Source organism: Actinomadura sp. NPDC000600 (genome assembly GCF_040492135.1).
Taxonomy (GTDB): Bacteria; Actinomycetota; Actinomycetes; order Streptosporangiales; family Streptosporangiaceae; genus Spirillospora.
Genome location: NZ_JBEUPD010000009.1, coordinates 240,036 through 266,449, shown reverse-complemented (window position 1 = coordinate 266,449; position 26,414 = coordinate 240,036). Strand labels below are relative to the sequence as shown.

Annotated in this window: 24 protein-coding genes; 12 read left to right on the top strand and 12 right to left on the bottom strand. The window is 74.5% G+C overall.

From position 1 onward, the window contains the following. Positions 1-134 precede the first annotated feature (134 nt). The 3 genes from ABWI07_RS16405 to ABWI07_RS16395 all read left to right on the top strand — a co-directional run bounded on the left by ABWI07_RS16405 (position 135) and on the right by ABWI07_RS16395 (position 4,392). A complete protein-coding gene (locus ABWI07_RS16405) occupies positions 135-1,418 on the top strand; it encodes a Gfo/Idh/MocA family protein (protein ID WP_353819046.1) in 1,284 nt (427 codons plus the stop codon). A gap of 104 nt (positions 1,419-1,522) precedes the next feature. Further along, complete coding sequence (locus tag ABWI07_RS16400; RefSeq protein ID WP_353819045.1) at positions 1,523-2,737, top strand: dienelactone hydrolase family protein; 1,215 nt, start codon at positions 1,523-1,525, stop codon at positions 2,735-2,737. Positions 2,738-2,814: 77 nt separating this feature from the next. Next, a complete protein-coding gene (locus tag ABWI07_RS16395) occupies positions 2,815-4,392 on the top strand; it encodes a right-handed parallel beta-helix repeat-containing protein (protein ID WP_353819044.1) in 1,578 nt (525 codons plus the stop codon). A gap of 72 nt (positions 4,393-4,464) precedes the next feature. Here the strand turns inward: ABWI07_RS16395 and ABWI07_RS16390 are convergent, their stop codons facing one another. Further along, entirely contained in the window at positions 4,465-4,932 is a 468-nt protein-coding gene (locus ABWI07_RS16390) for a MarR family winged helix-turn-helix transcriptional regulator (RefSeq protein WP_149259945.1), read from the bottom strand. A 77-nt stretch (positions 4,933-5,009) separates the two neighbouring features. Here ABWI07_RS16390 and wrbA point away from each other — a divergent pair, with 77 nt between their 5' ends. The 5 genes from wrbA to ABWI07_RS16365 all read left to right on the top strand — a co-directional run bounded on the left by wrbA (position 5,010) and on the right by ABWI07_RS16365 (position 10,701). After that, a complete protein-coding gene (gene wrbA / locus ABWI07_RS16385) occupies positions 5,010-5,639 on the top strand; it encodes an NAD(P)H:quinone oxidoreductase (protein ID WP_353819043.1) in 630 nt (209 codons plus the stop codon). Positions 5,640-5,720: 81 nt separating this feature from the next. Next, positions 5,721-7,163 carry an MFS transporter gene (locus ABWI07_RS16380; protein ID WP_353819042.1) on the top strand — a complete coding sequence of 481 codons (1,443 nt, stop codon included), beginning with the start codon at positions 5,721-5,723 and terminating at the stop codon, positions 7,161-7,163. 72 nt (positions 7,164-7,235) lie between these two features. Then, positions 7,236-8,066: a carotenoid biosynthesis protein gene (locus tag ABWI07_RS16375; protein WP_353819041.1), complete on the top strand. Its 831-nt coding sequence runs from the start codon at positions 7,236-7,238 to the stop codon at positions 8,064-8,066. Continuing rightward, positions 8,054-9,508, top strand: coding sequence for a phytoene desaturase family protein (locus ABWI07_RS16370; RefSeq protein ID WP_235036862.1), 1,455 nt, complete (start codon positions 8,054-8,056; stop codon positions 9,506-9,508). Before ABWI07_RS16375 ends, ABWI07_RS16370 begins: the two co-directional genes overlap by 13 nt. Beyond that, positions 9,508-10,701, top strand: coding sequence for a glycosyltransferase family 2 protein (locus tag ABWI07_RS16365; protein ID WP_353819040.1), 1,194 nt, complete (start codon positions 9,508-9,510; stop codon positions 10,699-10,701). The genes ABWI07_RS16370 and ABWI07_RS16365 overlap by 1 nt, the downstream gene beginning before the upstream one ends. Here the strand turns inward: ABWI07_RS16365 and ABWI07_RS16360 are convergent. Next, the gene (locus tag ABWI07_RS16360) at positions 10,652-11,245 is read right to left on the bottom strand and encodes a glycerol-3-phosphate acyltransferase (RefSeq protein ID WP_353819039.1); all 594 of its coding nucleotides are present in this window, start codon (positions 11,243-11,245) and stop codon (positions 10,652-10,654) included. The genes ABWI07_RS16365 and ABWI07_RS16360 overlap by 50 nt on opposite strands. On the opposite strand from ABWI07_RS16360, the gene ABWI07_RS16355 reads away from it, so the two are divergent. Beyond that, positions 11,220-11,969 (top strand): spheroidene monooxygenase, encoded by a 750-nt coding sequence (locus ABWI07_RS16355; protein WP_353819038.1) that lies wholly within the window; start codon positions 11,220-11,222, stop codon positions 11,967-11,969. The genes ABWI07_RS16360 and ABWI07_RS16355 overlap by 26 nt on opposite strands. On the opposite strand, the gene ABWI07_RS16350 is transcribed toward ABWI07_RS16355, so the two are convergent. The 6 genes from ABWI07_RS16350 to ABWI07_RS16325 all read right to left on the bottom strand — a co-directional run bounded on the left by ABWI07_RS16350 (position 11,942) and on the right by ABWI07_RS16325 (position 18,871). Continuing rightward, positions 11,942-12,982 carry a phosphate acyltransferase gene (locus tag ABWI07_RS16350; RefSeq protein WP_353819037.1) on the bottom strand — a complete coding sequence of 347 codons (1,041 nt, stop codon included), beginning with the start codon at positions 12,980-12,982 and terminating at the stop codon, positions 11,942-11,944. The genes ABWI07_RS16355 and ABWI07_RS16350 overlap by 28 nt on opposite strands. A gap of 1 nt (position 12,983) precedes the next feature. After that, positions 12,984-13,889 (bottom strand): phytoene/squalene synthase family protein, encoded by a 906-nt coding sequence (locus ABWI07_RS16345; protein WP_149259940.1) that lies wholly within the window; start codon positions 13,887-13,889, stop codon positions 12,984-12,986. Continuing rightward, complete coding sequence (locus ABWI07_RS16340; protein ID WP_353819036.1) at positions 13,886-15,361, bottom strand: phytoene desaturase family protein; 1,476 nt, start codon at positions 15,359-15,361, stop codon at positions 13,886-13,888. The genes ABWI07_RS16345 and ABWI07_RS16340 overlap by 4 nt, the downstream gene beginning before the upstream one ends. A 104-nt stretch (positions 15,362-15,465) precedes the next feature. Beyond that, complete coding sequence (locus ABWI07_RS16335) at positions 15,466-16,989, bottom strand: SDR family oxidoreductase (protein ID WP_353819035.1); 1,524 nt, start codon at positions 16,987-16,989, stop codon at positions 15,466-15,468. Between the two features lie 53 nt (positions 16,990-17,042). Beyond that, positions 17,043-18,341, bottom strand: a complete 1,299-nt coding sequence (locus ABWI07_RS16330) for a cryptochrome/photolyase family protein (RefSeq protein ID WP_353819034.1) — start codon at positions 18,339-18,341, stop codon at positions 17,043-17,045. Next, positions 18,341-18,871 (bottom strand): TspO/MBR family protein, encoded by a 531-nt coding sequence (locus tag ABWI07_RS16325; RefSeq protein WP_353819033.1) that lies wholly within the window; start codon positions 18,869-18,871, stop codon positions 18,341-18,343. The genes ABWI07_RS16330 and ABWI07_RS16325 overlap by 1 nt, the downstream gene beginning before the upstream one ends. Positions 18,872-19,072: 201 nt before the next feature. On the opposite strand from ABWI07_RS16325, the gene ABWI07_RS16320 reads away from it, so the two are divergent. The 3 genes from ABWI07_RS16320 to ABWI07_RS16310 all read left to right on the top strand — a co-directional run bounded on the left by ABWI07_RS16320 (position 19,073) and on the right by ABWI07_RS16310 (position 21,606). Continuing rightward, a complete protein-coding gene (locus ABWI07_RS16320) occupies positions 19,073-20,005 on the top strand; it encodes a MerR family transcriptional regulator (RefSeq protein WP_353819032.1) in 933 nt (310 codons plus the stop codon). 114 nt (positions 20,006-20,119) lie between these two features. After that, positions 20,120-20,632: an RNA polymerase sigma factor gene (locus tag ABWI07_RS16315; RefSeq protein ID WP_149259934.1), complete on the top strand. Its 513-nt coding sequence runs from the start codon at positions 20,120-20,122 to the stop codon at positions 20,630-20,632. Further along, entirely contained in the window at positions 20,629-21,606 is a 978-nt protein-coding gene (locus tag ABWI07_RS16310) for a YbgA family protein (protein ID WP_149259933.1), read from the top strand. The genes ABWI07_RS16315 and ABWI07_RS16310 overlap by 4 nt, the downstream gene beginning before the upstream one ends. Positions 21,607-21,678: 72 nt before the next feature. Here ABWI07_RS16310 and ABWI07_RS16305 read toward each other — a convergent pair whose 3' ends face one another. From ABWI07_RS16305 to ABWI07_RS16290, 4 genes are all read right to left on the bottom strand, one after another. Continuing rightward, on the bottom strand, positions 21,679-23,196 hold the full coding sequence (locus tag ABWI07_RS16305) for an MDR family MFS transporter (RefSeq protein ID WP_353819031.1): 1,518 nt from the start codon (positions 23,194-23,196) through the stop codon (positions 21,679-21,681). Between the two features lie 154 nt (positions 23,197-23,350). Then, on the bottom strand, positions 23,351-24,547 hold the full coding sequence (locus ABWI07_RS16300; RefSeq protein WP_353819030.1) for an RNA polymerase sigma factor: 1,197 nt from the start codon (positions 24,545-24,547) through the stop codon (positions 23,351-23,353). Beyond that, complete coding sequence (locus ABWI07_RS16295; protein WP_149259930.1) at positions 24,544-24,900, bottom strand: YciI family protein; 357 nt, start codon at positions 24,898-24,900, stop codon at positions 24,544-24,546. Before ABWI07_RS16295 ends, ABWI07_RS16300 begins: the two co-directional genes overlap by 4 nt. 221 nt (positions 24,901-25,121) lie before the next feature. Then, positions 25,122-26,399 carry a YncE family protein gene (locus ABWI07_RS16290; RefSeq protein WP_149259929.1) on the bottom strand — a complete coding sequence of 426 codons (1,278 nt, stop codon included), beginning with the start codon at positions 26,397-26,399 and terminating at the stop codon, positions 25,122-25,124. Positions 26,400-26,414: the final 15 nt, after the last annotated feature.

The following is a 26,414-nucleotide window of genomic DNA, read 5'->3' as shown; positions in this document are numbered from 1 at the left end:
GTGGCTTACTGAGGTGTGTGGTGGTCAGCGTTGCGGGGGTGGTTTTTGCTCCGGCCCCCGGCCCGTGGGGGGGGGCGGTGCCCGCCGCCCGGGGCGCCACCCCCCGGCTCCATTCCCTCTCTGGAGTTCCCCGCATGCGATACGCCTTCGTCGGGCTCGGCCACCGGGCGCAGATGTACGTCGACGCGCTGCTCGGCGAGTGGAGCGACACCGGTGAGATCACCGCGCTCTGCGACCCCAACCGGACGCGCCTGCGCTACTACCTCGACCGGATCGGCCGCGAGGTGCCGTGCTTCGCCCCCGAGGAGTTCGGCGCGATGCTGGACCTCGCCGACGCCGTCGTGGTCGCGACCGTCGACGCCGCCCACGCCCGCTACGTGGTCGCGGCCCTCGACGCAGGCAAGGACGTCGTCGTGGAGAAGCCGCTGTGCACCACCGCCGAGGACTGCGCCGCGATCGTCGAGGCGGCCGAGCGCGCTCCGGGCAGGCTCGTCGTCACCTTCAACTACCGGTACTCGCCGCGCAACAGCGCCGTCCGCCGACTCATCGCGGCCGGCGCGATCGGCGACGTCACCTCGGTGCACTTCGACTGGGCGCTCGACACAATCCACGGCGCCGACTACTTCCGCCGCTGGCACCGCGACAAGGCGAACTCGGGCGGGCTGCTGGTGCACAAGTCCACCCACCACTTCGACCTGGTCAACTGGTGGATCGCCGACGCCGCCGCCTCCGTCTACGCGCAGACGTCCCTGCGCTTCTACGGCGCCGCGAACGCCCGCGCCCGCGGCCTCGCCGACCGGCCCGCCCGGGCCCGCGGCGCGGCTCGGCTCGGCACCGACCCGTTCCTGCTGGACCTGTCCGCCGACCCGCGGCTCAAGCGCCTCTACCTCGACGCCGAGCACGAGGACGGCTACCTGCGAGACCAGGACGTCTTCGGCGAAGGCGTCACGATCGACGACAACATGGCGGTCCTCGTCCGCTACGAGGGCGGCGCGCTGCTCACCTACTCCCTCAACGCGCACGCGCCCGCCGAGGGCTACCGCGCGGTCGTCAACGGCACCGCCGGACGGCTGGAACTGGACGTCGTCGAGCGCGCCTGGACGCCGCCGCACGCGGCGATCGACCCGACCGCGTCCGGCAAGGAGCACGCCGCGGGCGCGTCCGAGCGGCTCGTGCTGCACCGGCACTGGCGGGAGCCGGAGGAGATCGCCATCGAGAAGGGCGCGGGCGCGCACGGCGGCGGCGACGCCCTGCTGCTGGACGACGTGTTCCGCGGACCGTCGCGGGACCCGCTCGCCCGCCAGGCCGGATACCGCGCGGGCGTCGCGAGCGTGATGATCGGCGTGTCCGCCGACGAGTCAGCGACGACCGGCGCCCCCGTCCCACTCACCGCGAGCGGCACCCGTCGGGCCGACTGATGCGCCCCCGCCCACCAGCCCTCCCGCCCCAAACAGACTCCGCCGGTCCAGCGGGGTTCGCGGGCTTGGCGGGCGTCGCCTCACGGCAGCGCGGGTTGTTCCCGGTGCCGGGGCCCGGCCTGCGCGAACGGCTCGGGGACGCGCTGGGCGTCCTCGACCTGCGGGCCCGTGACGTCCGGGTCGAGCGGCGCTGGACCCGCGACGGGCTGGACGGGGAGGAGCTCTCCTGGACGGTCGGCTTCGGGCCCCGCACCCGCGCATACCTGCTGCGTCCGCACGGCGTCCCCGGCCCGCTGCCCGGAGTCCTCGCGATGCACTGCCACGCGGGCATGAAGTGGGCGGGCAAGGACAAGATCGCGGACGGTCCGGAGCCGCCGGCGCCGGAGGTCGCCCGTCTGCGCGACCGGCTCTACGGCGGCCGCGCCTACGCGGGCGAGCTGGCCCGCCGGGGCTTCGCCGTGCTCGCCCACGACGTCTTCGCCTGGGGCAGCCGCCGGTTCCCGCCGGCCGATCTGCCGCCGGTGGAGGGCATGGGACCGGACGCGAGCGAGCCCGAGCGCTACGACCGCGCCGCCCGCGACCACGAGCACGTCCTGGCGAAGGCCTGCACCCTGCTGGGCACCTCGTTCACGGGCGTCCTCGCCTCCGAGGACCTCGCGGCCGCCGCGTACCTGCGCTCCCGCCCCGACATCGCCCCCCTCTCGAACACAACATCTGCCTCGGCCGCCGTCTCCGATTCGGCCGCCGTCTCCGGCTCGGCCGCCGTCTCCGGCTCGGCCGCCGTCTCCGGCTCGGCCGCCGTCTCCGGCTCGGCCGCCGTCTCCGGCTCGGCCGCCGTCTCCGGCTCGGGCATCGCTTCCGAATCGGACGTCGGCTCTGCTTCGGACGCCGGGTCTGTGGCCGTGATCGGGCTTTCGGGCGGCGGGGTGCGGGCCGCCGTCCTGGGCGCGCTCGATCCGGGGATCGGCGCGGTGGCCGTGGCGGCGGCCGTGTCCTCCTTCCGCGACCTCCGCGAGGAGCACGTGGCGGCCCACTCCTGGATGATGTTCCCGCCGGGCCTGACCCGGCTGGCGGACTGGCCGGGCGTGGTGGCTTCGCGCGCCCCGGCTCCGCTGATGGTCCTCTACGCCGCCGCGGACCCGCTCTTCCCCGCCCGGGGCATGCGCCGGGCACATAGGCAGATCACCGACGCCTACCGGGACGCGCCCGCCCGCTACACGGGTGCCTTCTTCGACGCCCCGCACCGTTTCGACCGCGCCATGCAGGACGCGGCCTTCGACTGGCTCGCCGGCGTGGTCGCAGGCGAAGCGTTCCCGTAGATGCCGCCCACAGTCCTCGCACCACTCGCCGTGCCAGTGACCACCTCTGGCACAAACCACCCGATTGGAGAACGACGATGCAGCTGAGACCCCTCATCACCTGCGGCGGCCTGCTGGCCGGCGCGCTCGTCGCCCTGCCCGGCACCGCCGCGCACGCCGCCACCACCCGCTACGAGGCCGAGACCTCGCCGGCGGTGTGCACCGGCACCATCGACTCCAACCACAGCGGCTACTCCGGCAGCGGGTTCTGCAACGGCACGAACAAGGCCGGCGCCTACGCGCAGTTAACGGTGAACGCGTCGGCGGCCGGCAGTGCGACGCTGCGGGTCCGTTTCGCCAACGGCACCTCCAGCGCGCGGCCCGCTGACGTCGCGGTGAACGGTTCCGCCGTCCCGTCGGCGTCGTTCGAGAGCACGGGCTCGTGGGACGCCTGGGCCACGAAGACGATCACGGTGGCGCTGAACGCCGGCGCCAACACCGTCCGGTTCACCCCCACCGGCGCCGAGGGACTGCCCAACATCGACTACGTCGACGCCGAGACCGGCGACACCCCGCCCCCCACCGGCGGCGACGCGCTGTACGTGGCCCCGAACGGCAGCGACGGCGCGTCCGGGACCCAGTCGGACCCGACGACGCTCACCTCGGCGATCGGGCGCATCACCCCAGGCGGGACGATCTACCTGCGCGGCGGGACCTACCGCTACTCGCAGACGGTCACCATCCCGCAGGGCCGCAACGGCACGCAGGGCGACCGCTCGGAGCTGTTCGCCTATCCCGGTGAGACGCCGGTCCTGAACTTCGCCGCCATGAGCGAGGACCCCGCCAACCGCGGCCTCGCCGTGAACGGGTCGTACTGGCACGTCCGCGGCGTCGTCGTCGAGCACGCGGGCGACAACGGGATCTTCGTGGGCGGCAGCGGCAACGTCATCGAGCGCACGGTGACCCGCTACAACCGCGACACCGGGCTCCAGATCTCCCGGATCGCCTCCGACACCCCGCGCGACCAGTGGCCGTCGGGCAACCTCGTGCTGAGCGCGGAGTCGCACGACAACGCCGACTCCGACGGGGAGGACGCCGACGGCTTCGCCGCGAAGCTCACCGTCGGCTCCGGCAACGTCTTCCGCTACGACGTCTCCCACAACAACATCGACGACGGCTGGGACCTCTACACCAAGAGCGCGACCGGCGCCATCGGCCCGGTGACCATCGAGGACTCCCTCTCCTACGGCAACGGCACGCTCTCCAACGGCGGCCAGGCCGGGAACGGCGACCGCAACGGCTACAAGCTCGGCGGCGAGGACATCTCGGTCAAGCACGTCGTCCGGCGCAACATCGCCTACCGCAACGGCCACCACGGGTTCACCTACAACCGGAACCCCGGCCCGATGACGGTGTCGGACAACGCGAGCATCGACAACGCCGAGCGCAACTTCTCGTTCGACGCGGGCACCTCGGTGTTCCGGAACGACACCTCGTGCCGGTTCGGCGTCGACGGATCGAACGACAAGGTCGTCGGCGACGCCGACGGCTCCAACCAGTTCTGGACCGGCGCGAACGGCTCTCGGTGCTCCTCCTACGCCGGCGCCCTCGGTTGGTCCTTCGCCTCGGACGGCCGCCTCGTCGTGACTTTCGGAGGCAGGGCCCTCAAGTCCTGACGGCTCCCTGATCCCGGCCTTCCCCCAGCCCGGCGCCGGGGGAAGGCCGGGGCCATCGCGCGCCACCCGGTGTCATCGTCGCGCGGGGCCGGGGTCGTCGTGGCGGGCGCGGCGGGTGTCGACGTTGGCGGTCAGGGTGCCGAGGACGCCGGGCAGATCCGCCACGGTCTGCTCGGGCAGGCCGGCCACCGTCTCCTCCGCCAGGTCGCACCACAGCTCCTTGACCCGCTCGGCCAGGGCCGCCCCGGAGTCGGTGAGCTCCACGATGCTGGCGCGCTTGTCGGACGGCGCGGCCCTGCGGCGGATGTGGCCGGACGCCTCCAGCTTGCGGGCCATGAGCGTGACGCTGGGCGGCTCGCAGCCGAGCGCCTCGCTGAGCTGGGCCTGGATCCTCGGGCCGGTCCGGGCGAGTTCGAGCAGCAGCGTCTCCTGGCCGGGATGCAGGCCGAGCGGGGTGAGCAGCGCCGCGGCCCGGGCCCGGTGGCGCAGGCTCAGCAGGCGGATGGCCTGGTTGATCGCGTCGGCGCGGTCGAAGTCCACGGCCCCTCCTTGACGAGATAGTTATGCGCATAACATTATGCGGATAACTAATTCTAGCGCGACGTCGAGGAGCCGACATGTCCGTGAAGGTCGCCGTCATCTACTACAGCTCGACGGGCGCCGTGCACGCGCTCGCCGAGGCCGTCGCCGAGGGCGCCGCCTCGACCGGGGCCGAGGTGCGGCTGCGGCGGGTCGCCGAGCTGGCCCCCGAGAGCACGATCGACGAGAACCCGCAGTGGCGGCGGCACCGGGACGCCACCGCCTCGATCCCCGAGGCCGCGGTCGAGGACCTGGCCTGGGCCGACGCGTACGCGTTCGGCACGCCGACCCGCTTCGGCGCGCCCGCCGCGCAGCTCAAGCAGTTCATCGACCAGACAGCCGGACTCTGGCGGGAGGGCGTGCTCGCCGACAAGCCGGTGACGGCCTTCACCTCGGCGTTCAACCGGCACGGCGGGAACGAGGCCACGCTCATCTCGCTGGCGAACGTCTTCTACCACTGGGGCGCGCTGATCGTCCCGCCCGGCTACACCGACCCTGCCGTCTACGCCGCCGGAGGCAACCCCTACGGCGCCTCGTCCGTGACCGGCCCGTCCGGCGACGGCCCCGACACGGCAGTCCTCGACGCGGCCCGCTACCAGGGCCGCCGCCTGGCCGAGACCACCCTCCGCCTACTCGCGGGCAGCCGTGAGCGGGTGGGTCACCCGTGAATCGCCCCCTGCCGGTGCGGGCGCGTACCGGCAGGCCCGATCGCCGCACCGGCTGTGCCCACTCGTCCCTAGGAGGCGCTCGTGTCGTTCGAACCGATTGAGAAGACTCTGGTCCGCGAACCCGGGGAGGTGAGGACCGGTCCCGCCTGGATGGTGCTGGGGCTGGTCTGCGCCTGCCAGTTCATGGTGATTCTGGACGCGTCCATCGTCAACGTCGCCCTGCCCTCGATCGACCGCGACCTCGGCTTCTCGGCCGCGGGCCTCGCCTGGGTGGTGAACGGGTACCTGCTCACCTTCGCCGGCCTGATGCTGCTGGGCGGACGCGCCGCCGACCTGTTCGGCCACCGCCGGACGCTGGCCGCCGGGATGTTCCTGTTCTCCGCCTCCAGCCTGGTCGGCGGCCTGGCGCACGCGCCGCAACTCCTGGTCGCGGCCCGCGTCGTCCAGGGCGTGGGGGCCGCCATGCTGGCCCCGGCGACGCTCGCCGTGATCAGCACCGGCTTCCCCGGGGAGCGTGCGCGCGCGAAGGCGTTCGGCGCGTGGTCCGCCGCCGGCGGCGTGGGCGGGATGGCGGGCGCGGTCGCGGGCGGCGCCCTCACGACGGGCCTGTCCTGGCGCTGGGTCTTCCTGATCAACGTGCCGATCGGCGCGGTGCTGATCGTGGTGGCCATGACGGCGCTGGCCGGCGCCCGGGCCGGCCGGCGGGAGCCGCTCGACCTCACCGGCGCCGTCACCGGGACGGCGGGGCTGGCCGCGCTCATCTACGGGGTCATGCAGAGCACCGACCACGGCTGGACGTCCGCGCGGGTCGCCGGGCCGGTCGCGGCGGGCCTGCTCCTCATCGCCGCCTTCCTCGTGGTGGAGGGACGCTTCGCCGCCCGGCCGCTGATGCCGCTGCGGCTGTTCAGGATCAGGGGAGTGGCCGTGGGCAGCGGCATGCTGCTGCTCTTCGGTGGGATCGCGCCCGCGATGTGGTACTTCACGTCGCTGTTCCTGCAGAACGTCCTCGACTACGGCGCGCTCCGGGCCGGGCTCGGGCAGACGCCCGCGGCAGTGACGTTCCTGGTGGTCGCGCGCATCGCCGCCGGGCTGCTGCCGCGCACCGGCGCGCGCCTCCTGATACTGGCGGGCTGCGGCTGCTTCCTGGCCGGGTTCGGCTGGCTCTCCCAGGCGGACGCCGCAAGCGCCTACCTCACCGCCCTGCTCGGGCCGACGCTGCTCGTCGCGGTCGGCATCGGGCTGACGTTCCCCACCCTCATGGCGGTGACGACCGCCGGTGTCCCGGCGGGCGACGCCGGGATCATCGGCGGCGTGGCCAACACCGCGGCCCAGGCGGGCGGCGCGGTCGGGCTCGCGGTCCTCGCGACGGCCGCCACCGCCCGGACGGCGGCGGCGCCCGGCGGGCCGACCGCGGTCGAGGCCCTCGCCGCCGGCTACGACCGGGTCTTCCTCATGGCGGCCGGGCTGGGCCTGCTGATCGCGGCGGTCGGCCTGCTGCTGCCGCGCCGCCGAGAGGCCGCGTGACCGCGCGCCGCGAAAGCCCGGCGCCGATGCATCCGCTGAGCCGCCTCCCTCCGAAGTGGTCGTGTGGGATTTGTGCGCAGAAAGCGGCTCGCCTGGGACGTCCCCGCGTCGAGCCCTCTCGGACTGCTCGGCGCCGGGCTGCTGGGCGCGATGGTGGTGGCCCAGGTCGCGTCCGGGCTGAGACCTGAGCCGATCCGGCTGACCAGCGTGGTCGTGGTGCTGCTGGCGGCGAGCGCGGTGGCGTTCCTCGCCGCCCGGCACGGCCCCGTCCGCGCGGCGGGGGCGTTCGCCGCCGCGGTGGCCATCGGGTACGCGGCCGAATGGGTGGGAATCCGCACGGGCCTGCCGTTCGGGCAGTACTCCTACACGTCGGTGCTGCGGCCGCAGGCGGGCGGCGTCCCCGTCATCGTGGCCTTGGCGTGGGGCGGCATGGGGTTGGCCGCGCACGCCGTCGCGTCCGCGATAGCGCCGGAGCACGGGTTCGTGCGGTGGGCGGCGGGGGCCGCGGCGCTGACGGCCTGGGACCTGTTCCTGGACCCGCAGATGCTCCGGCTCGGCCTGTGGACGTGGGCGGACGGCGGCCCGTACCGGGGCGTGCCGCTCAGCAACTTCGCCGGATGGCTGGCGGTGTCCCTGCTGGTCATGCTGGTGATCGACCTGATCGTCGGACGGGAGGACACCGCCGTCCCGTTTCACGCCCCCGGCCGGTACCGGGTACCGGGCCCGTCCAGGGAGTCCGGCCCGTCTCCGGGCCTCGTCACGCTCTACACGGTGATGGCGGCGATGGAGACGCTGGCGTTCGCGGCGGTGTTCGAGCCCCGGGACCCGCTCGTCGCGGTGGCGGGCGGGGTGGCGATGGGGGCGTTCGCCGTCCCGGCGTGGAGGCGCGCATGGCGGAAGTGATCGTGGTCGGCGGCGGGGTCGGCGGGATGGTCGCCGCGCTGCGGCTGGCGCGCGGCGGCCACGGCGTCCGCCTCTACGAGAGGCTGCCGCGGCTCGGCGGGAAGCTTGCGGAGTACGAGCGGGACGGGTTCGCGTTCTCGCTCGGTCCGTCGCTGCTGACCATGCCCCACCTGTTCCGGGAACTCGGGGCGGACGTCCCGCTGGTCGAACTGGACGAGCTGTGCCGCTACCACTTCGCCGACGGGTCGCGCCTGCGCGCGTTCCGCAGCCCCGGCCTCATGGAGAAGGAGGTCGAGAGCCTCAGCCCTGGGCAGGGAGCGGCCTGGCGGTCCTTCTACGGATGGGCGGAGGAGTGCCTCGCGGCCTCGCGGCGGACGTTCTTCGCCGGTCCGCTGGGCCGGCCCCCCGAACGGCCCCGGCTCGGCGACCTGTTCGCGGTCGCGCCGGGCCGGACGCTGGACGGGCTGGCGCGGCGCTTCTTCGACGACCCGCGGCTCCGCCAGTACGTCGACCGGTACGCGACCTACGCGGGGTCGAGCCCGTACCGGGCGCCGGCCGCCCTCGGCTGCGTCCCGGCCATCGAGCACGGGGACGGCGGCTGGTACGTGGCGGGCGGCCTGCCGCGGATCGCCGACGCCCTCGCCCGGCTCCTGACCGGAGCGGGCGTCGAGGTGCGCACGGGAACCGAGGTGGCGGAGGTGACCGCCGACCGTTCGGCGGTTTCGGGCGTGGTCCTGGCGTCGGGGGAGCGTGTGCGGGCGGACGCCGTGGTCGTCAACGCCGACGCCGCCGCGCTGTACGGCTGGCTGCTGCCCGACCGGCGCCGGCTGCGCAGGCTCGCCGGGCTCGGCCTTTCGTCGTCGGCGCTGCTCCTGCTCGCGGGAGTCGAGGGACGGACGGAGGGGCTCCCGCACCATTCCGTCGTGTTCTCGGCGGACTACCGGCGGGAGTTCGACGACATCTTCCGGCGGAGGGTGCCGCCGGAGGACCCGACCGTCTACATCGGCTGCTCGGCGGTGGACGACCCGACGCAGGCCCCGGACGGGGCGGAGAACTGGGTGATGCTGGTGAACGTCCCGGCCCGCGATCCCGGCCGGTGGCCGATGTCCCGCGAGTCCTACCGGGACCTGGTGCTGGAGCGGCTGGCGAAGCGCGGGCACGACCTGTCCGGGCGGCTCCGGTTCGTGGAGATGTTCACGCCCGCCGACCTGCGCGACCGGTACGGCGCCTGGGGCGGGGCCATCTACGGCACCGCCTACCAGGGACGTTTCGCGCCGTTCCGCAGGCCGGGCAACCGCGGGCCGCGGCGCGGGCTCTACCTGGTGGGCGGGTCGGCGCATCCGGGCGGCGGCCTCCCGCTCGTCGCGATGGGCGGACGGATCGTCGCCTCCCTCGTCGACGAGGACTTCGGCGGCGCGTCCCGGGAACGGGCGGAAACGTGATGCGGCCGCTCACCGTGCTGCAGGCGGCCGCCGCCGCGGTCGTCGCCGCGCGGCTCGCCCGGGGGCGCCGCCGTCCCGCGCCGCTGCGGCCGGGCCTGTCCGGACCGCCGCCGGAGCGGGTCTCGGTGGTCGTCCCCGCCCGCGACGAGGAGTCCCGCATCGGGGAGTGCCTGGCGCCGCTGCTCTCCGATCCGGCGGTGGGCGAGGTCATCGTCGTGGACGACGAGTCCCGCGACGGCACCGCGCGGCTGGCCGAGCGGCTCGGCGCCACCGTCGTCACCGGCGCGCCGCTGCCGGACGGGTGGGTCGGCAAGCAGTGGGCGCTGCACCAGGGCGTGCAGGCCGCGAAGGGCCCGATCGTGGTCCTGCTGGACGCCGACACGCGTCCCAAGGAGGGCCTCTGCGCGGAGCTGGCGGCGCTCCTGGGCTCCCACGACCTGGTGAGCGCGGGACCCCGGTTCATCTGCGGCGGCGCTCTGGAGCAGGCGCTGCACGCCTCGCTGCTGGCCACGCTCGTCTACCGCTTCGGACCGATCGGGCCGAGCAGCCCGATCGGCCCGAGAGGCCCCGTCCGGCGGGAGGCCGCCGTGGAGCGGCTGCTCGTCAACGGCCAGTGCATGGCGTTCCGCAAGGCGCGGATGGCCGAGGCCGACGGATTCGCGCGCGTCAGGCACCATCTCACCGACGACGTGGCGCTCGGACGGCTGCTCGCCCGCGACGGGTGGCGGGTCGCGTTCGTGGACGCCGGCCCCCTCCTGGAGGTGGACATGCACACCTCCGCCGCGAGCGTGTGGCGCGAGTGGGGCCGGTCCATCGCGCTGCGGGACGTGACCCCGGCGGGACGGCTGGCGGGCGACCTGGCCGTGGTCTGGCTGACCGCCGCGCTTCCCGTCCTGCGGCTCGCGGCCGGACGGCCCACTCCGCTCGACCTCGGTCTGCTGGCGCAGCGGCTGCTGCTCGTGGCGGCGCTGCGCGACAGCTACGTGCAGCCGGGCCCCGGTCTCGCCGCGTCCCCGCTGCTGGACGTCGCGACCGCCGTCCGGCTCACCTGGTCGGCGCTGCTGCCGGCGCGTTCCTGGCGCGGCAGAGCCTACGGAAGGGCCTACGGCCCGGACCACGGCCGCGGACGCGGCCCGGCGGCGGTCAGGCCCGCCGGCCGGCCAGCGCCGCCTGTCCGAAGCGCAGCCCGATGAGGCACATGAGCGCCCCCGTCCCGGCGACCTGCTCGACCGGCGCGAAGAACAGTTGCAGCACCGGCAGCGAGAACACCGCCAGGCGGGAGCCCCACGCGAACGAGAAGGCGAAGGTCCCCGCGAAGAGCAGGACGAGGCCGAGCGCGAACGCCGCCGGGCAGATCACCGCGAACCCGCCCGCGAAGGTGAGGATCGAGCGTCCGCCCCGGCGGCCGGCGAACACCGGCCAGGCGTGGCCGATCATCGCCGCGCCGACCGCCGCGTACACCGGCAGGACGCTCGCCCCGGCCACCGAGCCGAACCGGCCCGTCTCGGCCCCGCTGACCAGCAGGCCGACGAGCCCGGCCGCCGTCCCCTTGAGCATGTCGCCCGCGAAGACGGGCACGGCGGCCCGCCGCCCGAGCTGCTCCTTGACGTTCCAGAAGCCGGGGTTGCGGTCGCCGGCGTCGCGCGGATCGAGTCCGTGGGCCCGCCCGACGAGCACCGCGACCGGCACCGAGCCGAGCAGGTAGCCGCCGATGACCGCCACGAGCACGGGAATCATCGCCTCGTTCCACCTCATCAGGTATCCGGGACTGGACGCCATGCGGCACATGGCGTTCGACCGTCCGGTCCTGTGCGGCACCGGCGGCCTGCGGTTCTGGCGGCTGCTGGGGACGGGGCGGGGCCGGTCCACGGGCCTCGGCGCCGACCTGCGCCGCTGGGCCCTGTTCGCGGTGTGGGACGGCGAACCGGCGCTGGAGCGCTTCCTCGCGGGCTCGCCGATCGCGGCGCGCTGGCGGGAGGAGGCCGAGGAGTCCTGGCACGTGCGGCTCGCGCCGCTGGCGTCCCACGGCGGCTGGGGAGGAGCCGACCCCCTCGCCGGGGCGGCGGCCCCGCCTCCACCGCGTGGGCCGGTGGCCGTGCTGACCAGGGCGTCGATCCGTCCGGGACGGCTGGTGGCGTTCTACCGCTCCGTCCCGGACGTGGACCGGCTGCTCCGCAGGCAGGACGGCTGCCTCGACGCGGTAGGGATCGGGGAGTGGCCGCTCGCCCGGCAGGCGACGTTCTCGCTGTGGGAGGACGAGGCCTCCGTCCGCCGCTACGCCTACCAAGGGGGCGCCCACCGCGCGGTGATCGAGCGGGTCCGCCGCGAAGGCTGGTACAGCGAGGAGCTCTTCGCCCGTTTCGTCCCGTTCGGGAGCCAGGGTGCGTGGGACGGCCGCGACCCGCTGCGCCCCGTGGGCCGGGACGAGGCCGCTCACGGCACCGCCCCCGGCGCCCGCTGACCGCCCCCGACGGCAGGCGCCCCAGCCGCATCCGACCTGGCGAAAGAGGGCGCTTTCCGGGAGAGTGCCGCCAGGTCCCGCGCCACCACGCAGGCGCGCGCGACGGCCGCCGCGCCCGACGAACCGTGCGCGACGACGACCGTCCCGGTCAGGCCGAGCAGCGCGGCGCCCCCGTGGGTGTCGGCCGCGTACAGCCGCGCGACCTCCTCCAGCGGCCCGGGGGCGGCGGCCCCGGCGCGGGCGACGAGGCCGAGGGTCGTGCGGACGCACCCCTCGATGTTCTTCAGCACGACGTTCCCGGTGAACCCGTCCGTCGCGACGACGTCCACGGTGCCGGCGAGCACGTCGTGCCCCTCGACGTTGCCGTGGAAGCGCACCGGCATCTCCGGCAGCAGCAGTGCCGCGTCCCGGACGAGCCGGTTTCCCTTGCCGGGCTCCGCCCCGATGGACAGCAGGCCCACCGACGGATCGGAGACGCCCAGGACGCCCCGTGCGTACTCGCTGCCGAGCACCGCGAACTGGGCCACCATCTCCGCCGTGGGGTCGGCGGTTCCGCCCGCGTCGACCAGGACGGTGAAGCCCGACATGGTCGGCAGCGCCACGGCGAGCGCCGGGCGCAGCACGCCCTCGCGCCGCCCGAAGGCGCGGACCGCGCAGGACACCACCGCGCCGGTGGACCCGGCCGACACGAACGCCGCCCCCTCTCGCCGGGCCAGCTCGCAGCCCACCATCAGGCTCGACTTCGACTGGAAGGCGGCGCTCGACCCCCGGTCCGCCATGGGGACCACGTCGTCGGCGTGCTGCACCTCCACCTCGCCGGCGCCACCGTGCCGCCGCAGCTCCTCGTCGATCTCGTCGGCCCGGCCTACGAGGAGGACGGGCACCCCGTGCTCGCGGCGTGCCGCCAGCGCGCCCGGCACCGTCTCGGCGGGCCCGTGGTCGCCGCCCATCGCGTCCAGCACGACCCGCCGAGACGGTGCGGCCCGTCCGGCCTGCCCGCCCGATTCCCCCATGTCAGACCATCCCGGCGGGGACGCGCCGCTCGGCCCGGCCCGCGGCCGACGCCGCCACCAGGTGCCGGGCGTAGATCACGGCGCGGCGGCGGCGGGGGACGCGCGCCCGCGCGGCCAGCACGTCGTGGCCCGCCGCGGCGATCTCGTCCAGGATGCCGCCGTACAGCTCGTGCGCGGCGCGGATGCACGGACGCGAGGACGGCACCAGCAGCTTCACGCCCTCCAGCGCGCGGACGTAGTGCTCCCGCGCCCGGTCGGCCTCGAAGGCGACCAGCTCGCGGACGCCGGGGGTGCACGTGCCGGAGGCCAGGTCGTCCTCGGTCACGCCGAACCTCTTCAGGTCGTTCATCGGGAGGTAGACGCGGCCGCGGTCCAGGTCCTCGGCCACGTCGCGGATGAAGTTGGTCAGCTGGAACGCGCGGCCCAGCTCCCGGGCGGGCTCGCGCGCGGACCGCCCGGCGCCGGGCAGGGTCTCCAGGACCGGCAGCATCATCAGGCCGATGGCGGCGGCCGAGCCCTCCATGTAGGCCAGCAGGTCGTCGTAGGTCGCGTACCGGGTGACGGTCAGGTCGGCGCGCATCGACTCCAGGAACGCGTCGACGTCCGCGCGCTCGACGTCGAAGGACCGCACGGTGTGCACGAACGCGGGCAGCACCGGGTCCCGGACGGACTCGCCGGCCAGCGCGGCGTCAAGACGCTCCTTGACCTGGTCCAGCGCCGCGGCCCGCCCCTCCTCGCCGGTGCCCTTGTACTCGTCGACGATGTCGTCCACGTGGCGGGCGAACCCGTACAGGGCGTGGACGTGCCTGCGTTTCCACGCGGGGAGCAGCAGCGTCGCCAGGTAGAAGGAGCGCCCGTGCCGGGCGTTGAGGCGGCGGCAGTGCTCGTAGCTCGCGGTCAGCGTCATCGGGCGCCCTCCAGGATCCGGGCGGCGGCCAGCCGCCCGGAGATCAGCGCCGGCGGGACCCCCACGCCGGGCGCGGTGTACATCCCGGCGAAGTGCAGTCCCGGGACACGGCGGCTCCGGCCCGACGGGCGGAACCACGCCGTCTGCCGGAAGCGGTGGTCGAGCGCGAAGGGCGTGCCCGCCGAGTGGCCGAGGCGCGCCCACGCCGGTGGGTCGAAGGTCTCCCTGGGCACCGCCGACAGGTCGCCGTACCCGAGGGCGGCCAGGCGGCGCAGCAGGCGCTCTTCGAGCTGCGGGGCCAGGCGGTCCCAGTCGGCTCCGCCCGCCGTGTTGGGCGCGGGCTCCAGGACGCTCAGCGTCGAGTGCCCGGCGGGCGCCGCGGTGTCGTCGGACTCGGGGTAGGTCACGAGCAGGCTCGGGTCGGGCTGCGGCCGTCCGGCCGCCAGGGCGGAGAACACGGTGCCCCACTCGCGGCCGAAGTGCAGGGTGTGGTGGGCCTGGCCGGGCAGCCGCCGGTCCAGCCCGAAATGCATGACCAGGCAGGACGGCGAGTACCGCGGCCTGCGCAGCCGCCAGTCGCCGGCCGCCTCGGGCAGCAGCCCGGCGTGCGCCCGCGGCAGGTCGCAGGCGACGACGACGCTGCTCGCCGGGAGCCGCTCGCCGGTGTCCAGCCGGACTCCCGTCACCCCGTCCGCGCCGGTCTCGACCCGCTCGGCGCGGACGCCGTAGTGGATCGACGCCCCGGCCTTCTCCGCGACGGTCGCGAGCGCGTGCGGCACGGCGTGCATGCCGCCGCGCGCCGGGAAGTAGACGCCGCCGACGGTGTCCATGTGCGCGACGACCGCGTAGATCGCCAGCGCCTTGTGCGGAGGCAGCCCCACGTACAGCGCCTGGAAGGTGTGCGCCCGGACGAGCCGCTCGTCCGTGAGCTGGCTCGCGACGAAGCGGTCAAGGCGCCGGAAACCGCCCGCTGCCGCCAGCTTGAGCAGCGCGTAGGGGTGTGCCATGCCGCGCAGCCGGGTCATGTCCGCGTCGATGAACGACGACCACTCCGCCTCGAACATCGCCCCGAGGCGCCGCCGGAACCGCAGGTACCGCGCCGCCTCGGCCGGCCCGCACAGCTCCCGGACGTTGGCGGCCATCCGCTCGGCACCGCCCACCACGTCCAGCCGGGACCCGTCATGGAACGCCAGCCGGTAGAAGGGGTCCAGGCGCCGCAGCGGCAGGACGCTCTCCAGATCCGCGCCCGCCGCCCCGAACGTCTCGGCGAGCACCTCCGGCATGGTCAGCACCGAGGGACCGGTGTCGAACCGGTACCCGGCCGCGCGCGCCGTCCCGCAGCACCCGCCCGGCACGTCCCTGGCCTCGACCAGCACCACCTCGCGGCCCCGCGCCGCCAGGTGGACCGCGGCGGACAGCCCGCCGAGGCCCGCCCCGATCACGACGACCGGGCCCCGCACTGTTTTCTCCATCGCCGTCCCGTATGAGTTCTGGGCAGTTCTTCAGGTCTGCACAGTTCTTCGGGACGTGGCGGCCGCTCGGTTGCATCACCCTGCGCGCGGTGCCCGGAACGGCTTCAGCGGGCCCGCACGGCAGGGCGGGGCTTCGGGGCCCGGCCGCGCTCGGCCGCGCGGACGATGCCCGTGCACATCCCCCCGAAGATCCGGTCGTGGAACGGGCGGAACGCCCACCAGTACGCGTGCCCAGCGAGCCCCCGGGGGTGGAACAGCGCCCGCTGCGTGAGGGACGTCCGGGAGCCCTCCTGCCCCACCCGGAACTCCAGCCAGGCCAGCCCCGGCAGCCGCATCTCGGCCCGGAGGCGCAGCAGCCGCCCCCGCTCGATCTCCTCCACGCGCCAGAAGTCCACCGTCTCCCCGATCCGCAGCCGGCGCGGGTCGCGGCGGCCGCGCCGCAGCCCGACCCCGCCCACCAGCCGGTCCAGGACGCCCCGGGCCTGCCACGCGACGGGGAAGGAGTACCAGCCGCGGTCCCCGCCGATCCCCTCGACCACCTCCCACAGCCGCTCCGGCGACGCGTCCGTCCAGCGGACCTGCTCGTCGGTGTAGAGGCTGCCGCCGGCCCAGTCCGGGTCCGTGGGCAGCGGGTCGCTGGGCGCGCCGGGAGTGCTCGCCGACGACCAGCGGGTGGCGACGTCCGCCTGCCGGACGCGGCGCAGCGCCCGCTCCACCGAGCGCTCGAACCCGATGGGCCCGTCCGGCGGCGGCGGCACGTACTCGGCGATGTCGTTCTCCCTGCACACCACCTCGTTCCGCAGCGACTCGACCAGCGGTCGCGCCAGGGCGCCCGGGACGGGGGTGATGGCGCCCACCCAGTGGCTCGACAGGCTCGGGCTCAGCACCGGGACCGGCAGGATGATCCGCGGCTTCAGCCCCGCCACGCGCGCGTACCCGCGGATCATGTCGACGTAGGTGAGCACGTCCGGGCCGCCGATGTCGAACCCCCGGTTCACGTCCGGAGGCAGGTCCGCGCACGCCACCAGGTAGTACAGGACGTCGTGGATCGCGATCGGCTGGATGCGGGTGCGCACCCAGCGCGGCGTCACCATCACCGGCAGCCGCTCGGTCAGGTAGCGCAGCATCTCGAACGACGCCGAGCCCGCACCGATGATCACCGCGGCGCGCAGCCACGCGGTCGGCACCCCGCCGTCCAGCAGGATCCCGGCGACCTCGGCGCGGGACCGCAGGTGCGGCGACAGCTCTCCCTCCGGCTCCATCCCGCCGAGGTAGACCACCCGCCCGACCCCCGCCTCCCGCGCCGCGTCCGAGAACGTGCGGGCGGCCAGGCGGTCGGTCTCGGCGAAGCCGCCGTTGCCGCCGATCGCGTGGATCAGGTAGTAGGCGACGTCCACGCCCTCCAGGGCTCGCCGGGTCGACTCGGGATCGGTCGCGTCGGCCTCCGCGATCTCGACCCGGTCCACCCACGGGTAGTCGCGCAGCCGCCGGGCCGAGCGCGCCATGCACCGCACCCGGTGGCCCGCGTCCAGGAGTTCCGGCACCAGGCGGCCTCCGATGTAGCCGGTGGCTCCCGTGACGAGGCACAGGCGCCCCTCGCCGGTCTCCGTGCGTTCACCGGTGTCCATGCGTCTCCTCGTTCGGTCGTCCGCGGGACGGCTCCCGCCGCCCGCCGCGGGGGTCATCGGTCGTCGGGGGCGAGGATGGGCGGCGGGTAGCCGAGGGCCCGCCTCCGGTCCTCGTCCAGTTCCCAGGGGCGGTGGACGCGGGCTCCTTCGAGGCCGGCCAGCTCGGGGACGTACCTGCGGACGTAGTCGCCGCGCGGGTCGAACCGCGTCGCCTGCCGGAACGGGTTCATCACCTGGTCGGGCCGGGTGCTGTTCCCGGTCCCGGCGACCCACTGCCAGTTCCCCGCGTTGTCGGCGACGTCGCCGTCGGCGAGCCACTCGTTGAAGTGGGCCAGGCCGAGCCGCCAGTCGATGCCGAGGTCGCGGGTCAGGAAGGAGGCGGTGACGAGCCGGGCGCGGTTGTGCATGAACCCCTCGCGGCGGAGCTGGCGCATCCCGGCGTCCACGATCGGGATGCCGGTCGTGCCGTCGCGCCATGCGGCGAAGGCGTCCTCGTCGTCCTTCCAGTTCCGGCCGCGCGGCCGGTAGTCGCGGCGCGGGAGGTCGGGGAAGGCGGCGGCGACCTGGTGGTGGAAGTCCCGCCAGGCCAGCTGGCGCCGGAAGGCGTCCGGCGCCGACCCGGCCAGCTCCCGCGGCGAGACGCAGCCGAACTTCAGGTACGGGCTGAGCCGGGACGTGCGGTCGGCGGCGAGGTCGTCGCGGACCCGGTCGTACTCCGCCGCGTCCTCGCGCAGCCACGCCTTCATGCGCTCGCGCCCCTTGCCCTCCCCGCCGGGCGCGAGGTCGGGGGACGGGGTGCCCGAGACCAGGTTGGCGAGCCGGGGCAGCGCGCCCGGCTCCACACGGGACGGCAGCCGGATCTCCTTGGGCGCGTCCACGGCCGGGCGCCAGCGTGCCTCCTCCCAGGCCCGCCAGTACGGGGTGAACACCTTGTAGTGGTCGCCGCTGGCCGGAGTGAGGTCGCCGGGCGGGACGACCGTGATGCCGGGGTGCACCGACACGTCCAGTCCGAGGTCGCGGAGGCGGGCGAGGCGCCGTTCCGCGTACGCCGACCGCTCGTCGGCGAGGTGCAGCGAGCGGGCGCCGGTCTCCCGGGCCAGCCGGGCGGTCTCCGCGGCCGGGTCGCCGCGCCGCACCACCAGGTCACCGCCCCGCTCGGCCAGCGATCTGCGCAGGTCGTCCAGGCTGTCGAGGAGGAACCGGACGCGGTTCGGCACGGCGAACGGCCCGTCCAGGATCGCGTCGTCGAAGACGAAGAGCGGGACGACCCGCGCGGCCCCGCACGCCGCGGCCAGAGCGGGATTGTCGCGCACCCGCAGGTCGCGGGTGAACAGCAGGATCGACGTGTCCATCACCTGAGTCTTCGGAGCCGCGGGCGCGAGCGGTTGCGGTAGGCGATGTCGCCGTTCAACGCGGTGGCGAACGCGCACCACGCCGCGTACGGGACGAGGGCGGCGGCCGCGACGCGGTCGGTGCGGGCCGTGCGGCGGATCAGTTCGGCGTTGCTGGCGTCCAGCAGCAGCGTGCCCGCGACCCCCGCGCTCGGGCTGCGGCGGCCGAAGAACAGGTGGTTCCAGCCCGCGTTCAGCGCCAGGTTGACGCCGAGGCTCGCGGCCAGGGCGCGGCGCCGGCGGCCCCGGGTCCGCAGCAGCGCGCGCCCGCCCGCCCATGCGACGGTGGCGTACAGGGGCGTCCACACGACCCCGAAGGCCCAGGAGGGCGGCTGCCACGGCGGCTTCCGCAGCGCCCGGTACCAGCGGCTGTCGGCGTCGACCGCCTTGCCCCCGGCCGCCGCGGCCGCCGCCACCGCCGCGGTGGTGGCCCCGTAGACCGCCCACCGGTCGCTCGCCCGGACGTGGTGCTGCTCGTTCGTCGGCTCCATGGCCGGGAGCCTTCCCGCTCCGGCGGCGTCCGCACGTCCGCAGGTGGTCGGCGATCCGCGTCCGCTGAGGTCAGCGCGCCTTCGGGATGCAACCGGGAGGGACGGTCCCGGCGAAGACCAGAGAGACCGCACGACACGGGGGACCGCACGGCCGGTGGGGTCTACGCTGTGCCGTCGGAGCAGCACGGGAGACCGAAGAGCATGGGTGGGGAGCCGGACCGGGAGCCGGGGCTGGGCGTGGGCGCGGTGGCGCGGCGCCTGGGCCTCGCGGCCGCCACCCTGCGCACGTGGGACCGCAGGTACGGCATGGGCCCGAGCGGCCGCAGCCCGGGCGGCCACCGCCGGTACACGCCCGAGGACGTGGCGCGGCTCGAAGCGATGCAGCGGCTGATCCTGGAGGGCGCCCCGCCGGGTGAGGCCGCCCTCGCGGCGCGGAACGAACCGCCCGGCGCGCCGCGCCGGCCGCGCGGGCACGGCGCGGGCGGCAACCGGGTCCCCGTCGGGGAGCCGCCCGCCGGAGCGGACGCGGCCGAGGTCCGCGGGCTGGCCCGTGCGGCGATGTCGCTGGACGTCCCCGCGATGGTCGAGGCCATCAGGTCCGCGATCGCGCGGGGCGGGGTCGTGCGGGCCTGGGACGGCCTGATGGTCCCGGTCCTTGCCGGCATCGGCCGCAAGCACGCGGTGGGCGGTGAGTGCGTCGAGGTCGAGCACCTGCTGTCCACGGTGGTGCTCGGCTGCCTGGCGGAGGTGCCGACGCCCGAGCAACCGCTGAACGTCCGGCCCGTCGTGCTCGCCTGCGCCCCGGAGGAGCAGCACAGCCTGCCGCTGTACGCGCTGGCCGCCGCGCTGGCGCAGGCCGGGGTCGCGGCGAGCCTGCTGGGCGCGCGGGTGCCCCCGGACGCCCTCGCCGCCGCGATCCGCCGCACCGGGCCGGGCGCCGTCTTCGTCTGGTCGCAGACCGCCGCGACAGGCGACCCGGGCTGGCTCGCCGGCCTCCCCGGCACCCGTCCCATGGTGCGGCTCCTGGCCGGCGGCCCGGGGTGGAGACAGGACCGGCTGCCGGACTCCGTCCGGTTCGTGACGAGTCTTTCCCAAGCCGTCACCGAGATTTTGAACGGCCCCGCAGCGCCCTGATTCACCGCGAAAGCCGCGTGCCCGCACCCCCCTTCACCCTCCGTGGCTCGACATCGCCCCTGGAATCGACTATGAACAGGTTTTGAAACGATTCCTCCGGGAAAGGCCCAGCTCATGAACCTGGGAGAGCGGCTCGCACGCGGCGACGAGAGCGCGCTTGCGGAGTGCTACACCGTGCTCGGCCCGCTCGTGCGCCGCCACGTCGTCCGGCTGGTGCCCCGGCACGCCGTGGACGACGTCGTCCAGTTGGTCTTCCTGGAGGTCTGGCGGTCGCGCCGCCGCTTCGATCCGGAGCGCGCCCTGGAGCCCTGGGTCCTCGCCATCGCCCGCAGGCGCGCCATCGACCAGCTCCGCGCCGAGGCCCGCCACTACCGCAGGACGCTGCCCCTGGACGACCACGCCGAGCTGCCCGCCGCGCGGACGCCCGACGCCTCGCCGTCCGTGGAGACCGCCTGCGACGTCCGGGACGCCCTGGCGGTCCTGCCCATGCCGCAGCGGCAGGCGATCGTGATGGCCCACTTCGGGCAGCTGACCCAGACCGAGATCGCCGACCGGCTGTCCGTCCCGCTGGGCACCGTCAAGGCGCGCACGGCCCGCGGCCTGCGCCGGATGAGAGAGCTTCTATGACCGCCTCCGGCGGCCCCTACCCGCGCCCCAGGCTGGCGGTGTCGAGCTGCCTGCTGGGCGCGCCGGTCCGGTACAACGCCGGCCACAGCCGCGACCGGTTCCTCACCGACGTGCTGGACCCCCACGTCGACTGGGTCCCGGTCTGCCCCGAGATGGAGATCGGCCTCGGGGCGCCGCGTCCCACGCTGCGGCTCCACACCGACGGGCACGTCGTCACCAGGGACGGGACGGCCGACCACACCGCCGCGATGACCGCGCTCGCGGAGACCCGCATCCCCCAGCTGGAGGAGCTGGACGGCTACGTGCTCAAATCGCGCTCGCCGTCCTGCGGGCTGTTCCGCCTGCCCCGCTACGCCTCCGGCAAGCCCGGCGAGCGCACCGACGACCAGCCCGTGGACCGCCGGGGCCGCGGGCTGTTCGCCGACCTCGTCACCGAGGCGCTCCCGGACCTGCCCGCGGAGGAGGACGGCCGGCTCCGCGACCCGCTCCTGCGCGAGCACTTCATCGAGCGCATCTACGCCCACGCCCGGCTCCGCGAACTCTTCGCCTCCGACTGGCGGCCCCGGGACCTGGTCGCGTTCCACAGCCGCCACAAGCTCCAGATCCTGGCGCACGACCCGTCCGCCTACCAGGCGCTCGGACGGATCGTCGCGGACGCGGGCTGCCGTCCGCGCGAGGAACTGGAGGACGGGTACCGGCACGCGTTCAGCGCGGCGCTCGCCGTCCGCCCCCGAAGGGGCCGTCACATGAACGCCCTCCAGCACGTCTTCGGGATGCTCAGCGACCACTTGGACGACACCCGCCGCCACGACCTCCTGGACGCCATCGAGACCTACCGGCGGGGGCAGGCCCCGCTCAGCGTCCCCATCGCCCTGCTGCGCCACCACGCCATGGGCGAGCGAGTCGACTACCTGACCCAGCAGACCTACCTGGACCCCTACCCCGCCGACCTGGTCCTCCGCCACTACCTGTGACGCCGGCCCAGAACGCACGGGCCGAGGCGAGCGTGAGGCTCGCCGTCGGCCCGTGGGGCAGGCACCGCTCGTTCAGTGGGCGGCGGGTTCCAGGAGCCGGTCGGCGGCGTCCGGCTCCTCGGCCGTCAGCGGCGCCTCGCCGGCGGCCTTGACGCGCTTGGGCAGCAGGAACGCGACCCCGACCATCGCCAGGGACAGCGCGGCGCTGATGACGAACGCCAGACGCATCCCGTCGAGCTGGGCGAGCGCGGCGGAGACCCCGTCCGCGATCCGGCTCTCGGCGCGTCCGGCCATCACGGTCACCACCAGCGCCGTGCCGAAGGCCGCGGCGACCTGCTGGAGGGTGCCCAGCATGGAGCTGCCGTGCGAGTACAGGGAGGCCGGGAGCGCCCCGAGGCCGAGGGTGAACACCGGGGTGAACGCCGCCGCCAGCGACACCATGAGCAGCGAGTGCAGGCCGAGAACCTGCCAGTACGGCATCGTCTCCGAGATCCGGGTGAACCCGGCCAGGGCGAGCACGATGCCCGCCGAGCCGGGGATGATCAGCATCCGCCCGCCGAAGCGGTCGAAGAGCCGCCCGACGACCGGGCCGAGCAGCCCCATCGCGAGCCCGCCGGGCATCATCAGCAGGCCGGTCTCCAGCGGCGTGAGCCCGCGCAGGTTCTGCAGGTAGATCGGCAGCAGGATCATCGAGCCCATCATCGCCATGAACCCGAGCGACATCAGGAGCAGGGAGAGCGCGTAGGCCGGGTGCCGCAGGACCCGCAGGTCCATCAGCGGGACGTCGCGCCGCTGCAACCGGAGCTGCCGGACCGCGAAGACCGCGATCGTGACCGCGCCGACCGCGACGATCACCGTGGGGAGGGCCGCCGATCCCTGGCCGAACCTGCTCAGCCCGTACACCAGCGAGCCGAACCCGGCGGCGGCGGCCGCGACGCTGAACCAGTCGATCGTCCCCGGCCGCGGCTCCCCGACGTTCTCCAACCGCGCCAGGCCGCGCCAGGTGATCAGGGCCGCGACCGGCAGCACCGCCGCGAACAGCAGCCGCCACGAGCCGAGCTGCAGGATCAGGCCGGACACCGCCGGGCCCATCGCCGGCGCGACCGAGATCGCCATGGTCACGGCGCCCATCACGCGGCCGCGGTCGCGCTCCGGCACGACGGTCATCAGCGTCGTCATCAGCAGCGGCATCATCACCGCGGTGCCGGTCGCCTGGACGATCCGCGCGAGCAGCAGCACCTCGAACGCCGGCGCGGCCGCCGCCAGCGCCGTGCCGGCGAGGAAGACGCCCATCGCGGTGGCGTAGGCGCGGCGGGTGCTGACCCGCTGCAGGAACCAGCCCGTCACCGGGATCACCGCGGCCATCGTCAGCATGAACGCCGTGGAGAGCCACTGCGCCGCCTGCTCGGTGACGTCCATGTCCGCCATCAGCCGCGGGATCGCGTTGATCATGACCGTCTCGTTCAGGATGACCACGAACGTCGCCATCACCAGCAGCCGCACCACCGCGGGCGTCCTGGACGTCCGCCCGCCTCCCGCGGCCTCGGCCCCCGTCGACCCGTCGCCTGCTTGCTCATGCGTTGTCGTCATACCGGGATAGACCCCCCTCGCCACCGAAACTCATCGCTCGATTCGAAAACATTTGCGAATCCTCCGCCGCCTGCCACGACCGGCCAGATCCGCGGAGGCCCGCGCCTGACGTCCTCGACCGCCAGGTAGCCCGACCAGTCGGGGTGGCCGTCGTTCAGCCGTCCGGGGTCAGGCGCGCCCGCCGCGTCCGCAGGAAGTCCCGTTCGGTGTCGTTGGAGGCCAGGGTGATCGCCTCGTCGTAGGCGGCGGCGGCTTCGGCGGTGCGGCCGAGGCGGGCGAGGAGGTCCGCGCGGGCGGCGGGCAGCAGGTGGTAGCCCGGCAGGTCCAGCTCGTCGACGATGGCGAGCGCCGCCGCCGGCCCGTGCACCTCGGCGACGGCGACGGCGCGGTTGAGCGCCACGACCGGGGTCGGGGAGTGCCGCAGCAGCTGGTCGTAGAGCGCCAGCACCTGCGCCCAGTCGGTCGCGGGCCCGTCGGTGTGCACGGCGTTGATCGCGGCCTGCAGCTGGTAGGGCCCCGGCCGGCCGCGGCGCAGGCACCACCGCACCAGCGCGTGCCCCTCGGCGATCAGCTCCCGGTTCCACCGCGACCGGTCCTGCTCGGCGAGCACCACCAGCTCACCCGAGGGCCCCGTCCGCGCCGGCCGCCTCGCCTCGGTGAGCAGGAGCAGCGCCAGCAGCCCGACCGCCTCCGGTTCGTCGGGCATCAGCTCCGCGAGCGCCCTGGCCAGCCGGACGGCCTCCTGGCACAGGTCCGTCCGCAGCAGCTCCCCCGACGTGGCCGCGTACCCCTCGTTGAAAATGAGGTAGAGCACGGTGAGCACCGAGTCCAGCCGGTCGGGGAGCTCGGCGGCGCGGGGCACCCGGTAGGGGATGCCGGCGTCGCGGATCTTCTTCTTCGCGCGGACGATCCGCTGGGCGACGGTCGCCTCCGGCACCAGGTGGGCCCGCGCGATCTCGGCGACCTCCAGCCCGCCGAGCAGGCGCAGGGTCAGCGCGGTCCGCGCGAGCGGCGACAGCGCCGGGTGGCAGCAGGTGAAGATCATGCGGAGCTGGTCGTCGCGCACCGGCCCCGCCTCCTCCGGCTCGTCGGCCTGGTGCAGCAGCAGCGCCTGCGCGTGGCGCGCCTCGCGGGTGGACTCGCGGCGCAGGCGGTCGATCGCCCGGTTGCGGGCGGTGGTCACGATCCACGCGCCCGGATTGGGCGGCGGCTCGTCCCACTTCTGGAGGGCGACCGCGAACGCGTCCTGCACGGCCTCCTCGGCGAGCCCGATGTCGCCGAGGAAGCGCGTCAGCGTGGCCACGCACCGCCCGTACTCCGCCCGGTAGACGGCGTCCAGATCCGTGCTCATCTCCACTGGGCGTCTTCGAACGGGCGCACCTCGATCGGGGACCCGCAGGCCAGCGCGCACTTCTCGCCCCAGGCCAGCGCCTGGTCGAGGTCGTCGCACTGGATCACCCAGAACCCGCCGAGCTGCTCCTTGGTCTCGGCGAACGGCCCGTCGGTCATCGTGGTCGTGCCGTCGCCGGGCCGGACGACCGTGCTGGCGTGCGAGGGCAGGAGCCCGCCGACGAACACCCACGAACCGGCGGCCTTCATCTCCTCGGTGACCCCGGCCGTCCGGGCGTGCTGCTCCTGGAGCCCCTGCTCGGACGGCCAAGGCGCGCTTTCGTCGAACTGGACGGCGAGGAGGTACTTCTTCACGGCGGGCTCCTTGGAGGTCGGACGCGGCCGGCCCGATACCGGCCTCTCACTCTGGCTACGAAAGCCCACGATGCCAATCGACATCACCGCGGAAAAAATTCTGGATGATCTACCCCGGCCGGGACGAAGCAGATCCGTCCCCTGCGGGGCTCCGCAGGGGACGGGCAGGGAGGGGCCGGGACGCGGGGCGGGTGCGGCCCTGCGTCCCGGTGCGTGCGGGGTCAGCCGGTGGTGCCGGTCCAGGTGGCGGGGATGTGGGCCACGCGGACGCGCTGCGGGTGGTCGCCGACGGGGACGGAGGTGATCTTCTGGCCGGTGCCGAAGTCGATCGCGGTGACCTGGTCGGCGCCGCTCTCGGAGATGACGCAGGCGCGGCCGTCGCCGCTCACGGTGGCCCAGTACGGCTTGGACGCGGTGACCAGCGGGCCTTCCTGGAGGGTGGAGCGGTTGACGATGGTGGCGTAGTCGTCCATCGTCCCGGCCACGCAGAGCCTGCTCCCGTCGGGGCTCATCGAGAGCCCGTGGTGGCGCGAGTCGTTGACGAACGTCTTGCGGTCGTCGCTGGTGGCCGGGTTCTTCGGCAGGGTCCTGACCCGGGTGATCTTGTCGGTGGCCATGTCGTACTCCACGAGCCCGTTGAAGAACGAGACCTGGAAGTACAGCTTCGACTCGTCCGGCGAGAACACCGCGGGCCGGATCGCGTTCGACAGGTCCTTGCGGCCGAAGGCGTCGAGGCGCGAGCGCATGTCGATGGTCTTGACGACCTTGTAGGTGGACGCGTCGGCGATGGTGATGTGCCGGTCGCCCTTGGTCCAGTCCTGGGACGGGTCGTCCATGTCGGTCTCGACGTTCCCGATCGACATGTTCAGGATGTACTTGCCGTCCTTGGTGAAGATGTTCTCGTGGGGCTTGTCGCCGGTGGCGAACGAGCCGAGCTGCTTGCCGGTGTTGATGTCCAGGACGTGGACGACCTTGCCGAGCGAGGCCGACACCGCGACCCTGGTGCCGTCGGGGGAGACGGACATGTGGTCGGCGCGGTAGCCGGAGACGGCGAACCGCCACTTGACCTTCCCGGTGGCCAGGTCGATGGAGACGACGTCGCCGAAGCTGGGCCGCGAGGCGACCAGGGCGGTGCCGTCGGGGGTGGAGTACAGGTCGTCGACGAGCTGGTCGTGGCCCTCGCCGGCGGTCGCCCGGATGCCGAGGTAGACGGCCAGGTTGATCGGGTTGAGGTAGATCGCGGTGAGGCGCCGGCTCTTGTCGGGGATGACGTTGATCCGGCCGATCTTGGCGAAGTCGCCGCTGGACTTGATGACGTCGGCGGTGCCCTCCCAGTTGTTGCCGACGAACATGACCTCGCGCAGGTCCGCGGCGTGCGCGGTGGTCGCGGAGACGGCGGGCGCGATGGCGCCGGCGGCCAGGACGGCCGCCGCGGCGATGCTCCGCAGGCGACGGCGCCGACTGGTGCGGGGCCGGGCAGGGGTGGTCGCAGCGTGCATGCTTGCTTCTCCCAG

Coding starts and splice junctions, on each gene's coding strand:
- ABWI07_RS16405 (WP_353819046.1), top strand. CDS start 135: ATGCGATACGCCTTCGTCGGGCTCGGCCACCGGGCGCAGATGTACGTC.
- ABWI07_RS16395 (WP_353819044.1), top strand. CDS start 2,815: ATGCAGCTGAGACCCCTCATCACCTGCGGCGGCCTGCTGGCCGGCGCG.
- wrbA (WP_353819043.1), top strand. CDS start 5,010: ATGTCCGTGAAGGTCGCCGTCATCTACTACAGCTCGACGGGCGCCGTG.
- ABWI07_RS16370 (WP_235036862.1), top strand. CDS start 8,054: ATGGCGGAAGTGATCGTGGTCGGCGGCGGGGTCGGCGGGATGGTCGCC.
- ABWI07_RS16365 (WP_353819040.1), top strand. CDS start 9,508: ATGCGGCCGCTCACCGTGCTGCAGGCGGCCGCCGCCGCGGTCGTCGCC.
- ABWI07_RS16355 (WP_353819038.1), top strand. CDS start 11,220: ATGACCGCCACGAGCACGGGAATCATCGCCTCGTTCCACCTCATCAGG.
- ABWI07_RS16360 (WP_353819039.1), bottom strand. CDS start 11,245: ATGATTCCCGTGCTCGTGGCGGTCATCGGCGGCTACCTGCTCGGCTCG.
- ABWI07_RS16350 (WP_353819037.1), bottom strand. CDS start 12,982: ATGGGGGAATCGGGCGGGCAGGCCGGACGGGCCGCACCGTCTCGGCGG.
- ABWI07_RS16345 (WP_149259940.1), bottom strand. CDS start 13,889: ATGACGCTGACCGCGAGCTACGAGCACTGCCGCCGCCTCAACGCCCGG.
- ABWI07_RS16340 (WP_353819036.1), bottom strand. CDS start 15,361: ATGGAGAAAACAGTGCGGGGCCCGGTCGTCGTGATCGGGGCGGGCCTC.
- ABWI07_RS16335 (WP_353819035.1), bottom strand. CDS start 16,989: ATGGACACCGGTGAACGCACGGAGACCGGCGAGGGGCGCCTGTGCCTC.
- ABWI07_RS16330 (WP_353819034.1), bottom strand. CDS start 18,341: ATGGACACGTCGATCCTGCTGTTCACCCGCGACCTGCGGGTGCGCGAC.
- ABWI07_RS16325 (WP_353819033.1), bottom strand. CDS start 18,871: ATGGAGCCGACGAACGAGCAGCACCACGTCCGGGCGAGCGACCGGTGG.
- ABWI07_RS16320 (WP_353819032.1), top strand. CDS start 19,073: ATGGGTGGGGAGCCGGACCGGGAGCCGGGGCTGGGCGTGGGCGCGGTG.
- ABWI07_RS16315 (WP_149259934.1), top strand. CDS start 20,120: ATGAACCTGGGAGAGCGGCTCGCACGCGGCGACGAGAGCGCGCTTGCG.
- ABWI07_RS16310 (WP_149259933.1), top strand. CDS start 20,629: ATGACCGCCTCCGGCGGCCCCTACCCGCGCCCCAGGCTGGCGGTGTCG.
- ABWI07_RS16305 (WP_353819031.1), bottom strand. CDS start 23,196: ATGACGACAACGCATGAGCAAGCAGGCGACGGGTCGACGGGGGCCGAG.
- ABWI07_RS16300 (WP_353819030.1), bottom strand. CDS start 24,547: ATGAGCACGGATCTGGACGCCGTCTACCGGGCGGAGTACGGGCGGTGC.
- ABWI07_RS16290 (WP_149259929.1), bottom strand. CDS start 26,399: ATGCACGCTGCGACCACCCCTGCCCGGCCCCGCACCAGTCGGCGCCGT.